This is a genomic window from Spongiimicrobium salis, assembly GCF_043678055.1.
GTDB lineage: Bacteria > Bacteroidota > Bacteroidia > Flavobacteriales > Flavobacteriaceae > Spongiimicrobium > Spongiimicrobium salis.
This window is the reverse complement of sequence record NZ_JBHEQA010000001.1, coordinates 272,973-286,252: the sequence shown is the minus strand read 5'-3', so window position 1 is coordinate 286,252 and position 13,280 is coordinate 272,973. Positions and strand designations below refer to the sequence as shown.

General features: G+C 39.4%; 15 protein-coding genes. 12 read left to right on the top strand and 3 right to left on the bottom strand.

Annotated features, from left to right (window positions below):
• Both ACEXOE_RS01345 and ACEXOE_RS01340 read left to right on the top strand, forming a co-directional pair.
• Window positions 1-540 carry a nuclear transport factor 2 family protein gene (locus ACEXOE_RS01345; protein ID WP_394746922.1) on the top strand — a complete coding sequence of 180 codons (540 nt, stop codon included), beginning with the start codon at window positions 1-3 and terminating at the stop codon, window positions 538-540.
• Between the two features lie 15 nt (window positions 541-555).
• A complete protein-coding gene (locus tag ACEXOE_RS01340; RefSeq protein ID WP_394746921.1) occupies window positions 556-1,464 on the top strand; it encodes an alpha/beta hydrolase in 909 nt (302 codons plus the stop codon).
• Window positions 1,465-1,578: 114 nt separating this feature from the next.
• On the opposite strand, the gene ACEXOE_RS01335 is transcribed toward ACEXOE_RS01340, so the two are convergent.
• Complete coding sequence (locus ACEXOE_RS01335) at window positions 1,579-2,052, bottom strand: Fur family transcriptional regulator (RefSeq protein ID WP_394746920.1); 474 nt, start codon at window positions 2,050-2,052, stop codon at window positions 1,579-1,581.
• A gap of 223 nt (window positions 2,053-2,275) precedes the next feature.
• Here ACEXOE_RS01335 and ACEXOE_RS01330 point away from each other — a divergent pair, with 223 nt between their 5' ends.
• The 7 genes from ACEXOE_RS01330 to ACEXOE_RS01300 all read left to right on the top strand — a co-directional run bounded on the left by ACEXOE_RS01330 (window position 2,276) and on the right by ACEXOE_RS01300 (window position 8,075).
• Complete coding sequence (locus tag ACEXOE_RS01330) at window positions 2,276-2,776, top strand: hypothetical protein (protein WP_394746919.1); 501 nt, start codon at window positions 2,276-2,278, stop codon at window positions 2,774-2,776.
• Complete coding sequence (locus tag ACEXOE_RS01325; RefSeq protein ID WP_394746918.1) at window positions 2,766-3,731, top strand: YncE family protein; 966 nt, start codon at window positions 2,766-2,768, stop codon at window positions 3,729-3,731. The genes ACEXOE_RS01330 and ACEXOE_RS01325 overlap by 11 nt, the downstream gene beginning before the upstream one ends.
• 386 nt (window positions 3,732-4,117) lie before the next feature.
• The gene (locus tag ACEXOE_RS01320; protein WP_394746917.1) at window positions 4,118-4,681 is read left to right on the top strand and encodes a Crp/Fnr family transcriptional regulator; all 564 of its coding nucleotides are present in this window, start codon (window positions 4,118-4,120) and stop codon (window positions 4,679-4,681) included.
• A gap of 121 nt (window positions 4,682-4,802) precedes the next feature.
• On the top strand, window positions 4,803-5,201 hold the full coding sequence (locus tag ACEXOE_RS01315; RefSeq protein ID WP_394746916.1) for a DoxX family protein: 399 nt from the start codon (window positions 4,803-4,805) through the stop codon (window positions 5,199-5,201).
• 63 nt (window positions 5,202-5,264) lie between these two features.
• On the top strand, window positions 5,265-6,080 hold the full coding sequence (locus ACEXOE_RS01310) for a hypothetical protein (protein WP_394746915.1): 816 nt from the start codon (window positions 5,265-5,267) through the stop codon (window positions 6,078-6,080).
• Window positions 6,081-6,188: 108 nt separating this feature from the next.
• Entirely contained in the window at window positions 6,189-6,380 is a 192-nt protein-coding gene (locus tag ACEXOE_RS01305) for a tautomerase family protein (RefSeq protein WP_394746914.1), read from the top strand.
• 132 nt (window positions 6,381-6,512) lie between these two features.
• A complete protein-coding gene (locus ACEXOE_RS01300) occupies window positions 6,513-8,075 on the top strand; it encodes an amidohydrolase family protein (RefSeq protein WP_394746913.1) in 1,563 nt (520 codons plus the stop codon).
• Between the two features lie 56 nt (window positions 8,076-8,131).
• Here ACEXOE_RS01300 and ACEXOE_RS01295 read toward each other — a convergent pair whose 3' ends face one another.
• Window positions 8,132-8,863: a LytR/AlgR family response regulator transcription factor gene (locus ACEXOE_RS01295; RefSeq protein WP_394746912.1), complete on the bottom strand. Its 732-nt coding sequence runs from the start codon at window positions 8,861-8,863 to the stop codon at window positions 8,132-8,134.
• Window positions 8,860-9,891: a sensor histidine kinase gene (locus ACEXOE_RS01290; RefSeq protein WP_394746911.1), complete on the bottom strand. Its 1,032-nt coding sequence runs from the start codon at window positions 9,889-9,891 to the stop codon at window positions 8,860-8,862. Before ACEXOE_RS01290 ends, ACEXOE_RS01295 begins: the two co-directional genes overlap by 4 nt.
• A gap of 220 nt (window positions 9,892-10,111) precedes the next feature.
• Here ACEXOE_RS01290 and ACEXOE_RS01285 point away from each other — a divergent pair, with 220 nt between their 5' ends.
• The 3 genes from ACEXOE_RS01285 (at window position 10,112) to ACEXOE_RS01275 (ending at window position 13,272) form a co-directional block, all read left to right on the top strand.
• Entirely contained in the window at window positions 10,112-11,383 is a 1,272-nt protein-coding gene (locus ACEXOE_RS01285) for a DUF5686 family protein (RefSeq protein ID WP_394746910.1), read from the top strand.
• Between the two features lie 206 nt (window positions 11,384-11,589).
• The gene (locus tag ACEXOE_RS01280; RefSeq protein ID WP_394748484.1) at window positions 11,590-12,702 is read left to right on the top strand and encodes an alpha/beta hydrolase; all 1,113 of its coding nucleotides are present in this window, start codon (window positions 11,590-11,592) and stop codon (window positions 12,700-12,702) included.
• A gap of 6 nt (window positions 12,703-12,708) precedes the next feature.
• The gene (locus ACEXOE_RS01275; RefSeq protein ID WP_394746909.1) at window positions 12,709-13,272 is read left to right on the top strand and encodes a DUF4199 domain-containing protein; all 564 of its coding nucleotides are present in this window, start codon (window positions 12,709-12,711) and stop codon (window positions 13,270-13,272) included.
• Window positions 13,273-13,280: the final 8 nt, after the last annotated feature.

The following is a 13,280-nucleotide window of genomic DNA, read 5'->3' as shown; positions in this document are numbered from 1 at the left end:
ATGAGAATAGCCTTGTTTGCATGTATAGGATTGTTTTTTGCATGTGCCAATTCGGCTACTGAAAAGGAACTACAACAGCAAATAGAACAGTTAAAAGCAATAGAAATTATGAAAGAAGCCATAGGAAATAGAAACAAGAACTCGGTCAAAGAATTTTTTAAGGTATTGGAAAATGAAAATATATCGGGATTAGTGAACTTGTTTGCAGAAGATGGCAAGCATATAAACCCGTACCATTCTGGAATTTTCCTCGAAGGTGCTGTGGGCAAAGAGGCTATTAAGGCCTATTGGACGCCCGTTTTTTCCAATTTTGATGGGATGACTTTTCCCATTGAAGAAATCTATGCCATGGAAGATCCACAAGTGGTATTTGTGCAGTATACGGGAAACATCAAACTGAAAAATAATGCAGGGATATACCGCAACGATTATTATTCCATTTTCAAATTCAATAGCGACGGAAAAATAAAGGAATACGTAGAGCTGTTCAATCCCATAATTGCTGCGAGAAGCTTTGGATTGTTGGATGAAATTAAATAACAAAAAATAACAAAGATGAAAAAAATACAATTTAAAAGTGAAGGATTAAAGGTAGTGGGAAACCTGTTCTATCCTCCCAATTACAATGAAGAACAGCAATATCCCGCCATAATCTGTTCTGGAAGCTGGACCACGGTTAAAGAACAAATGGCAGGTTTATATGCACAAGGTTTTGCCAAAGAAGGCTTTATAACCCTAGCTTTTGACTTTAGAAATTACGGGGAAAGCGAAGGTTTGCCACGAGCTTGGGAAAATCCAAAGATGAAAATCCAGGATATTCAAAATGCCGTACAATATCTAAGGACACTGCCCCAGGTGGATAACAAAAAGATAGGGGCTTTTGGAGTATGCGCGGGATCCATGTATACCTTAATGGCCGCGGCGCAGGATGATGCGATAAAAGCAGTGGCGACCACAGCATCCTGGCTGCATGACGCGGAGGGCGTAAAATTGTTTTATGGAGGTGAAATGGGCGTACAGCAACGTATTGATGCCGCTAAAAAGGCCAAAAAGGAATATGCGGAAACAGGGAAGTTTACCTATATCAAAACCATATCAACAACAGATGAAAGTGCGGCAATGTTTGGAGAGTTTGACTACTACTTAAATCCAGAACGGGGGGCAATACCGCAATGGAGTGCGGATCAGTTTGCCGTGGCTACTTGGGAAGATTGGTTGACACTTGATCCATTTCCATCAGCAAAAAACTTGAACAAGCCTGTTTTTATGATGCATAGTGATGGTTGCGTATTGCCGGAGTACACCAAGAAGTATTTTAACACTATTCCCTCTGAAAATAAGGAATTGGTATGGGTGAAAACGGATTTACCTCCCGTAATGCATCAATTTGCCTTTTATGACCAGGAGAAAGAAGTAGGTTTATCCGTAGAAAAGACCAGTGCTTTTTTTCATAAGTATCTATAAGATTATAATATCCTCTAGAAACGTTCGCATAGACACTAGCCCATGTGGACGTTTTTTCTTTAATTGGATACGCCTTCTTTAGCGGTAAAGGAGGGTACAAACAGCATACGGGAACTATTCCCCTTGCTCGTTTTTCACGGCATCTACTGCATGTTGATTTCGGGTAGCGTAGAAATATAGGGAATGTTCATCAATGGTAACCCCAAAAGTCTCCTCAATGGTCTCTTTGATGGTTTGAATTCGAGGATCGGAAAACTCCAATATTTCCCCGGTATCAGTCAGAATAATATGATCGTGCTTTCCATCAAAAAAAGATTTCTCATAATGCCCAATATTATCCCCAAATTGATGTTTGCGGACTAGGCGCGATTCCAAAAGAAGGTCCATGGTATTGTATAAGGTAGCACGGCTGACCCTATAGTTTTTATTTTTCATGCGAACATATAGGGAATCAATATCCAGATGCTCGTCCGATTCGTAGATCTCTTGTAGAATAGCATAACGCTCCGATGTTTTTCGGTGTCCGTTTTCCTCTAAAAAAGTAGTGAAGATTCCTTTAATGATATTGAAACTACTAACACAGGCCATAGGGGTTTTTTTTAATAGTGCAAATATACAATTTATTCTTATTTGGATTTAATAAAAATAAATGAATAACACCTAATATAAAATGGGCATATCCTTAAGATGTTAAAAGCCTCGGTGCACCATACATAATGTCTCAAAATACCAATATGGGACATTGGAAGCTATCGGCAATGCCACATCGCCTTCTTTCATTTGGTCTTTAAGTAAATCAAAACTTGTAATTATGAAATCAAAGCAAATTTACATGGGCCTGTTGATCGGAAACCTTGTGGTTACCGCATGGCTTTGTTATCACATTATTTTGGAACAAAAAGAACCCTTGGATTTTTCCAAGGATATCTTAAAAGTGAGAGGGCTTGTGGTCACGGATACTTTGGGCGTGGAGCGTGTCATTATTGGGGCTTCCTTACCCGATCCTACATTTAATGGGTATCGCAATTTCAGAGGCTCTGATGAAGGAATAGCCGGAGTAATGCTCTATGATTCCGAAGGGCAGGAACGCGGGGGCTACGTCACCGATGATGGATATGGCAATGTTTACCTCACTCTGGATTCCAAAACCCAACAGAATGCCTTGTTCATTGCAGATCCACTGGGAGGTGGAGCCATGCAAGTTTGGGGAAAAAACGGCAATAAAATAAGTTTTTCCGCGGGAGATGACGGCCTGTATATGGATTTGTTGGAAAATAATAACCCCTTAAAACTGAACACAGATGAAGATTAAAATTACCCTTATTTTTATTGGTACACTGATCATTTTCGGCTGTAAAAAAACGAAAACTGTACAAAAACAGGGCTTTACAGCTATAAACCCTTTAAGCTATACCGATGTTGTCTATATTGCAGATAAAGATGAGGTTATTGCCTCTACGTATGATGGCAGTATCTATACATTGACGAAACAAGGATCTAAAGAACTTTTGATCAACATAGCCGATGAGATTTATGGGATGCAATATTCCAAATCAAGGCACAAGGCCTATATTACGACCTATAGGTCTGGAGTATTGGTTATAGATCTTGCAAAAAGAGCAGTCATAAAGAAAATAGAAGTGGGGAAGGGCAATTGGTTGGTGAACCTGCGATTATCGGATAATGAACGCTATTTAAGTGGGTTGGGCGTACGGAAGAACAACTATATTTGGGATCTTAATGCGGACTATCATCGCATTGAAATTTTGGACCAACTCCCCAATCATTTTATACGGCATATCAGTGATGATGGAAAGGCATACTTTCAAACTTTTGACAAATACAGCATTTGGGATATAGAAAAAGGAGTAGTCCTGGAGGAGATTCCCGTATTTGGAAAAATAGATGATATAGATAGTAAAGGCAATAGTGTGGCCCTGTACGACAATCGATTTTTCTTTTACGATCGTGATAAAAAACGAATTCTCTATGAAAAGAAACATCCTTATTTGATTTTTCAGGAGGCCAATGGAGATACCTTGCACGACCCTTATCAACTGAAACTATTATATTCCAAAATTATCAAGGATAAAATATATACGGTAGGTTTGGACAAGTCCATACGGGTATGGCGTAAAAGTAACGGAGATCTGTTGGATGAATGGGTAGCCCATAAGGCCACCATTTCTGGTTTTGATGTATCCAGGGATAAAAGTCAATGGGTCACGGTAGATTTAAAAGGAGGGGTTATATTTAAGGATTTGTAACGAACCTCATATTTCCAATAGATGAGCAGCAGCGTATTCCAAAAGTATCCCTAGGCCCTGAAATAATAGATGAAACACCTTTAAAAAGCGCCATTCATTTAGCTTGGAATTTTGCCGTTCTCTAGGGCAGTTTAAAGAGCGGTGGAGGCACTTGGATGTGGGGCGATCCATTCTTTTTAAAAAGAAAGCTCGGTGTAGCGTATGGCTTAGTACAAATATAGCTTGAAGTTTGTCGCCCCATACTCCTAGTACGGCATACCGTAGTTTCCCAAGATCTTTCTTAAATTTACGAATACCTTAGGATTGGAGTGCTTTAAAAAAATAGGAGAAAGCATCCTAGACAAAGATGAAGTGCCCATCCATAATACAATGAATAGAATATCGTAATGAAACACCCTCTCAGAGAACATATTGAAGAAATAATCAGCCTTACCGATGAAGAATTTGATTTTGTGCTTAGTCATTTTGAACCGATCACAAAGCGCAAGCACCAATATATAGTTCAGGAAGGGGAGTTTATCAACAGGGAATATTGGGTCTTGAAAGGTTGTTTAAAAAGTTATTTCCTAGATGAAAACGGAAAGGAACATATTCTTCGATTTGCCCTGGAACATTATTGGGTTACGGATTATGAGGCCTTTGTAAAACAGCTTCCCTCAAAAATCTATATTGATTGTTTAGAAGATTGCCAGATGCTGTATATAAGCTTTGAAAACCGGGATAAGCTTAGCGCACAAATGCATAAAATGGAGCGGTTTTGGGCCAAAAAGAGTAAGTTTGGTAGAATCGCATTACAAAACAGGATTCTTTCCCTTTTAAAGAATTCGGCCAAAGAGCGGTATGATATGCTTTTAACACAATATCCCGAACTCTTTCAAAGGGTTCCAAAAAAGCTTATTGCGTCTTATCTGGGAGTTTCCAGGGAAACCCTGAGTAGATTGAATTCCTGATCTTTTTTTGATTTTACAGCAGTAAAATGTGATTTAGGTCACTATAAATTAGTGATTTAAGTCCTTCGATTCGCTTTCGATTCGCTTCAACTTTGTGGTATTAATTTTAAACCAAAAAAAGATGAAAACAATCGAAGAAAACAAAGACATTGGAATTTTAATGCTAAGGCTATTAGTAGCAGGTTTGCTCATTTTTCATGGCGTTGGAAACTTCCTCAATGGGTATGAATTTATTAAAAGTATGATGGTCCAATCCGGCCTGCCTACCTTCTTGGGCTATGGCGCCTTTATAGGCGAAATTATTGCCCCGCTATGTATCATCATCGGCTATAAGGAAAGGTGGGCCAGTTTGTTTGTAGTTGTCACTATGGTATTGGCTATCATTACTACCCATGCCGGGGAAATTTTTTCACTAAATCAATTTGGGGGCTGGGCTATTGAGCTACAGGCATTTTACCTTTTCGGAGCAGTAGTAATCTTCTTTACAGGGAGTGGAAAATATGCTATAGATCGTAAATAATAATCAAAGTCACAGGCCGTGTGTATCACAAGGAAAAACAGATGTATTCCATATCTCGTTTTTATGCTATGTTGGTTAAGTACATCGGATGGTCGTGCGCAAATTGAAAACCTTCCTATCAGTAGTGAGCTTACTATGGACAAACTCTATGCTGGCGTAGTAGCATACACCACTTTATCGGAACAGCATAGAGGAAGGTATCACAGAAACTCTATTCAAATAGGCGCGAGACTTACTAGCTGGTTAGTACCTAAAACATGGAAAATAAGGACATCTGTCGTGTTGAAGGGAGAGGAGAAGCAGATGCTAAAAAGTATCAGGAGTTATGAAATTATTTTTACCCCAGGTGAAAATGTAAAAATAGCGCTCGGCGCAATGGCTACTCCTACTACTGAATTAAGACCTAGCCCCTTAATTGGGCAAAGTCAGGTAGAAACCAATGCAGAAAGTAACATTCTTGGAGGCAGAGCTGGGGTTAAAGTAGATTACATTTTTCATAAACTTAAGTTGTCTTATGGTATCCATAAGCATGAGAACAAATTGGGGCAGCATCTTAAAATGACCTATAACGACTTTGCCTTGGCTTCCTTCATAGAGGATGGTAATCTATTTATTGCTGCAAAATGGGAAAAGGAAAACACTTCCCTGTTATTTACTAGGGATGGCCATGAAACGGCGTTTTCCGCTGTCATTCCTGTTTCTAAGGTATATCGCTTTTATATCGATATGGAGTATCACAATGCAATGCGGGATATCACCTTTGGGGAGTGTGGCTTAAGAAGGTATTTTTCAGATACTGGTGTAATCAAAGGCTTCTGGTCCCTACATTACAATAAAACCCAACAGCGACTTCATGGTGGAATCTTTATTCATATTTGATGGATTTATATAAAATGTGACATACATCACTTTAAAGAAGTGAGGTATATCCTTCGTCCCGTATTTTGATTGCCCCAATTTTGTAGTATTCATTTAAAACGTAAAAAAATGCCATTTATAAACATAAAAATTACCGATGAACAGGTAACCAAAGCACAAAAACGCCAATTAATTGAAGGCGTGACACAAGTGCTTGTTGATGTATTGAACAAAAGCCCCAAAACGACCCATGTGGTCATTGATGAAGTACCTATAGGTAATTGGGGAGTAAATGGGGAACAATATTCCGGAAAAAAATAATATGCAATGAAAAATCATAGTCAACGGCGTACTTCAGTAGCAATAGACCCAGCAAGTAGGGTAAAATGCACGAGCTACGAGAAACGTTTTTAGTGCTGGGGCGTCATTATACTATACTATTAGATAGCGAAGATGAGAAAAAGAGTATTTAAATTTCTGAAGATAGCATTAGGCCTATTTCTTTTGGCCTTGACCCTTGTTTTAATAGCTTTATTTTGGCCCATGCCTGAGCTGAAAACACCGAAGAGACACGATATCATCGTATTGACATCCATAAACCTGATCGACGTTAAATCCGGTAGTATATGGGAAGATCGGAATGTTTTGATAAAAGATAACCTCATTTTTTCAACCGATGCAGGAAATACTTTTGAACAGTACCCCAATGCTTTGGTCATCAATTGTTCTGGCAAATTTTTGATACCCGGGCTTTGGGATATGCATACACATTCCAACCAGCATTCCGAATGGTTGCATCATCCGCTTTTTATTGCCAATGGGGTTACGGGAATACGGGATATGTCCGGGCAGCTAGATCGTGAGGACAGTTATTGGGCGGGTAGTAAAGAGCGCCTATTATGGAATGCTGAAATGGAGGAAGACAAAAGGGTGATGCCAAGATATGTACTGCAAAGTAGTTATCAAATAGACGGGGCCTCTTCTGTTCCCTCTGGGTTTCCTGAATTTTTTAAACTGCAAAAGGCTGGGGATGTTGATGCTCTTTTGGATTTTTATAAAGCGGAGGACGTTGATTTCATCAAGGTATATCAGCAAATAGTGCCGGAATACTATAAGGAACTTGCATTGAAAGCACCAAAGTATGGATTACATATTGCAGGCCACAAGCCGGTATTTACCAGTCTGGAGGATGCCATTCTATTAGGACAACGAAGCTTTGAGCATGGCCGTATATTCATGTTCGAAGCTTTTCCCAAAGCAGATAGTCTCCGAATTTCAAAAGACTGGAAAAAGCTGTACTACAAATCCAAAAAATCAATGGTGGAGGATTTTGATTTTGGGGTAGCTAGGGACCTGATGAGACTCATGAAGGAGCACAATGCGCATTGGGTACCTACCTTGCAGACCTTAAAATTTGAGGCCTATGCACATAGACCAATTTTCCGGAAACATCCCAATTTAGATTATGTTACCTTCATAAGAAAGAAATTGTGGTGGGATATTGATCGAAAAAACAATAGTGAAAGAAACTTGTCCCAAGACAATAAGGGATTGAGTCTGGATTTTTATGAAGCCTCCAGAGAACAGGTAAAAATGGCGAAGGAAATTGGGGTGCCAATTATGGTCGGGACCGATGTGACGGATTCCTATGTGTTTGCAGGATTCAGCCTTCACGATGAATTAAAAGATCTAACTGAAAGTGGTTTAACACCGCTTGAAGCCCTTCAAAGTGCCACTATTGTTCCTGCCCGATTTTCTGAAATGGATGATACCTATGGTAGTGTTGAGAAGGGAAAAATTGCCGATTTGGTTATCCTGAATAAAAATCCTTTAGAAAACATTGCCCATTCAAGAAGCATTGCGGGTGTGGTGATGAATGGCATTTATTATGATACGGATAAAATACAAGACTTAAAAAGTTTTACAAAATCCGTTGCTGATGATTTTCATGTAAACGTCAAAGTTATTTTTAGCCTTTTGAATAGTCCATTAATGAGAGTGCAATTCGCGGATTGAGGAGACATGGATGATGTCATTGATTTTGTAATTCTTATGGAAGATTCCCAGAAAAATTATACAATTAATTTTCTGATATTGCCCAGATAACTTCGGCTTACCCTGACCATATCTCCATTGGTCATGATCAACTCGTAACTGGAAGGGTAACTATAGGCTTCCTTTACATGGTCAATATGGATTACGGTAGACCGATGTACGCGTATAAATTGCTGTGGATTTAACTTCTCCTCCAACTTTGTTAGACCATAGCTTGTGAGATGCGAACCTTTTTCCAAGATCAATTTGGCATAATTGCCATCCGCTTGGATGTAAAGGATATCCTTTACCGGAATGTTGATCAATTTATTCCGCACAGATACTAGAATATTGGTAAGATAGGTTTCCTGTTCTTGGAGTCCGTTCACCAAGGTTTGTATTTGATCGAGGTACTGCGTATTGCTGGTCATGATTTTTTCAATAGCCTCATCAAAGCGCTCTTGTTTAAAGGGTTTCAACAAATAATCTACAGCATGTACCTCAAAGGCTTTAAAGGCATATTGATCGTAGGCCGTTGAAAAAATGATTTGCGGCATTTCTTCCAGGCGTTGTAGTACTTCAAATCCGGTTAAACCCGGCATCTGGATATCCAAAAAGACCAAATCGGGTTTAAAGGTATTGATGGCCCTTACCGCATCCACGCCATTGTTGCATTCTTCAATGATCACCAAATCCTTATGCCCTTGTAAAAATTCTTTGATCAATTTACGGGCTGGAGCCTCATCATCTACGATAATTACTTTTTTCATGACAGTGTGGATATATTGTGAACAGGTATTGAAAAGGATATACAAAGTCCAGTTGGTGTATTTTTCTTTAATTCCAATCCCTTTCCATACATTTTAAGGAGCCGTGCATTGGTATTGGAAAGGCCCACGCCTTTTTGGAATAGCGCTGATTTTTCCTGTACGTTGATTCCCTTTCCAGTATCGCATACCAAAAGCTGTAATTCATCTTTCATAGGAATGACATCAATTTGGATCTCCCCTCCTTCTATAAGCGGGGAAATACCATGTTTTATGCTATTTTCAACAAGGGGTTGAAGAATAAGTGGCGGAATCAATAGCGTGGTCAACGCAGCCGGAGCATTGATCGTATATTGTAATCGTTCACCAAAACGTTCTTTCTCTAAATCCAAATATTTACGTACGAAATGCAGTTCTTCTAGTAGCGGAATCATTTCTTCCCTTGAAGCTTTAAGCTGGTATCGAAACAAATCCGATAATTCATTCACCATATTCCGTGCATTCTTTGCCGTGGTAGGAATGGCAGCATTTATGGTATTAAAGATATTATATAAAAAATGTGGATTGAGTTGTGCTTTCAGCGCAGCTAATTCACTTTCTGCATGGAGCTTGCTCAGCTCGGCCGATAGCAATTCTTGTTTCTTTAATGCTCCGGAATAGATATATACATGAAAAATACCGAATTGAATGCCATAAAAAAGAAGCGTCAGATATACATCCCAAACTTCCCGTTGCCCCTGAAGGCGAACAATCCCCAAGCTATCACAGAGCAGGTAGTATGTTTTAATCCAGATATAGGTGAATAGGCACATCGTTAGCAGATGCAAAAGTCCTTTTTTCCAAATAGCAGAAGAGGCCAATTTCCTAAAGAACACCCATAATAGGGGAAGGGTCAATACCGCTTTAAGCAGATAATTAATGAGCGTTCCCGAGGGATTGATCCATCGCCCCAGATCTATAACCAAGGCTACATAGTTCATGATACCCATCACTAGGTAAAAAGCAAGTATGAGTACAATCTCTTTTTTCAAATCATCCAAATCTATGACTGCAATAAACGATTAAAAATTAACTGAGAGACAAATATTTAAAATAAATACGATTACACCTATCCCAATCTTTTGAATTGCAATATAACTAGGTGAATGAAGGTGTTGTGCTTTACAAGGTTATATGACCACTGAACACAATTCACTTTAGTATGGCGTAAAGACATTGGTTATTTGTCCTGTGAATTTTAAATAAATACGGATGAAATCTGCCGTTATCTACAACGAAAAATTTTATGTACTACTGCTGTACCTGATTATAGGACAGATTGCATCAGCTCAACGTCAAAATCCTTCTGAAGATGTGGAAACGAAGGCTATTGGCGTCCCGAATATTCTATTTTCAGGAGTGCTATTGCAAAATGAAATGCAAGCATGGTACTTCCCCAATGCTTTCGAATGGTTTCCGGCAAATACTGTGGAAGGTTTTGTGGTCAATCCTCAAGTGAAGTTCACGCAAAAGTATCAGGATGATCGTTTCTTTTCGATCCATCCTAATATCCGATACGGATTTGGAAATAAGCGATTTCAGGCACAATTGAAGACACAATACTACTATAAGCCAAAAAGGAATGCCTTCTTTTCCCTTTCTGGTGGGCGCGCCGTGGAACAACTTTACGAACAAAGTACGCTGAGCGCTTTAAACAATACCCTTTATACTTTTGCTTTTCGTGAAAATTTCCTAAAGATATATGAACGTTCTTATGTGGCAATGGAACATTCTTTTTCACCTGTTAAGGACTTTTTATGGACTTTGGCCATAGGATGGAACAAAAGAAATCCATTAAATAATCTTGCACGATTTGAGGAAGACGAAGACTTCACTTCAAATGCGCCAGAAAATAGCACACTGGAAAGTACGGCTTTCGTGCAACACAAAGCCGTACTATTTAAGACGGTACTGCGCTGGCAGTTAGGACATCATCTTGAGAAACAAAGAGGGCAATTGATTTCCCGGGGAAAATATCCAGCTTTTACGCTTATCTATACCCATGCAACAGCTGCAATTTTGGGTGGAGATCTCTCCTACCAAAAATTAAGTTTTAGTATCCAAGATGAATTTAAGGTAGGCCAAGGATATGGGAGGGCATTTATAGAAGCGGGGGATTTCTTGAAAAAGGACCGTCTTACTTTTGTGGATTTCAAACATTTTAAAGGAAAAGAAACGGTGTACGGCACCTATGATATTGATCAATTTCAACTTCTGGAGTACTATAGGAATAGTACGGCGGAGTTTTATCTTCAAGGACATTATGAACATCAATTTGGACCACTATGGGAACTGGGGAAATCTAGATTAAAACCGCTTTTTGGAGTCCACTACCTGTATACGGATGCCGGAGGGCATTATACAGAATTGGGTGTGGGTATGGCAGGTATTTTAAAACGTTGGCGTATTGATTTATATCATGGTTGGCGGCAAGGGGATTCCCAGAGTTTTGGGGTAAGGGTTGGTTTGGATATGGGACAGTGACGTCACATCTTTAATAGGCAATAAGATTGGAATATCCATAGGAACGCACTGGTTCCTGTGATGAAATAGGCTAGTGGTACCACATCCCATATTTTGGTTTTCTCGTAACAAAGTCGTCTGCTTTTATAACTTCGTCTAAAAGGGTAGGGGGCTTCTTTTTTACTTCGTGGTACAATAACTTTTTAAATGTACGACCTGTGAAATTAATGCAAATACTCTTTTGGGGAATCCTTTTATGTTCACTTTCCTTGAGATCACAAGATTACACCAAACAATTTGAAGCATTTAAAGAATCCGTTGAGGCTAAGAACGCGGATGCTTTAAAATCCTTTATCAGTGTAGATATGGCCATTCCTCCAATGATTAGTAAAGAACAATTGAATCCTACAATCTTGGAACGCATTTTATCCGATGTTTTCCAACGTATGGAATCCGTGTCCTTTGTAGAAAGTAAACCTAATGAAATTGTGGTGTTTTACGATTTTAAAGATGAAGATACCAAGGACAGGCAATCCTCCATTATGCTCGATGCCGAAGGGAAAATCAAGGAAATTAAAATAATTGAAGATCTTATTCGGGAAACCCGGGAACAAAGACAAGGTAAAAATGCAGAGCAGCCTATTGCTGATGCGCTGACTAAAAAATATCCCCCCGAAAAAATAGAATTTACCACTGCCGATAATAGGGTCGTAGTGGGGAACTTATACCATATTGGTGCAGACAGACCTGCGATATTATTGTGCCATCAGGCAGAATATAACAAATATGAATATGCGGATATTGCTCCAAAGTTGAATGAAATGGGGTTTAATGCGCTGGCGGTTGATTTATCCGGGGGAGGTACCTTTGCGGCGCATCACAATGAAACCGTAGCTAAAGGGACCGATTTGGGCAATGCGATCGAGAATCGAAGGCTAATCTTTGAAAGAGTGAAACAAGAAATGTCTACGGCCTTTGACTATCTCGATAAGCGCTATAACCAAAATGTCATTATTTGGGGAAGTTCTTTTTCTGCCAATTATGCTATAGCAATAACGGCCAGATTAGATAATGCAAAAGCCGCAATAAGTTTTAGTGGCCTGGCAAAGGGTTTGACATCCGTACTCTCCACATTTGAAAAACCACTTTTTATGACGTCCTCTAAAGAAGAAGTGCCCCGGGTAACGGCATTGATGGAAGGTATTCCTACCAAGGAGAATATTGTGCATTTTATTCCGGAGAGCAAAGGCGGACACGGCTCTAGCGTATTGTGGAATGGACAGCCGTATCAAGAAGAGTATTGGACTGCCTTAAAAGCATTTTTGAATACGCTAAAATAAACAGCCATGGACCAAAGCAAATCCCTTTACAAATTTACATGGATTTATGGCCTTATTTTAGGCGGGCTGCCCACCCTTTACCATATGGTAATTTATGGTATGGGACTTCATTTGGATTATGGATATTATGGTGAAAGGTTAGGGGAGGCCTATACGCAGGCTAGGGGCTATCTATTGCCGCTATTGCTGTTTATAGCCCTATACACCTATAGAAAAGCCAATGAAAACAGCTTGCGCTTAAAAGAAGGTATGATGATAGGGCTTTGGATATTTTTGATCGGTTCCATAGTGGTTATCGGATATAACCTTGTTTTCCGTTTGTTGTTGGAGCCCGACTTTAGTGCGGAGTTCTATGCCTTGAACAGGGGGCGTATTTTTAATGAATTGTTGGAAGGTCACTTGGAATTGGGGAGAGACTACACGCAAGAAGATATGGACAATCATGTGCAAACCAATGGTAACCTATGGATTTCTTTTAGTGTGAATTTGGTGTTGAACCTGCTTTTTACGGCATTCTTTTCATTTGTTTTTGGATTGCTGTTGAAACGGAAGAAAGCCGTCACGGACTGACCCACCAA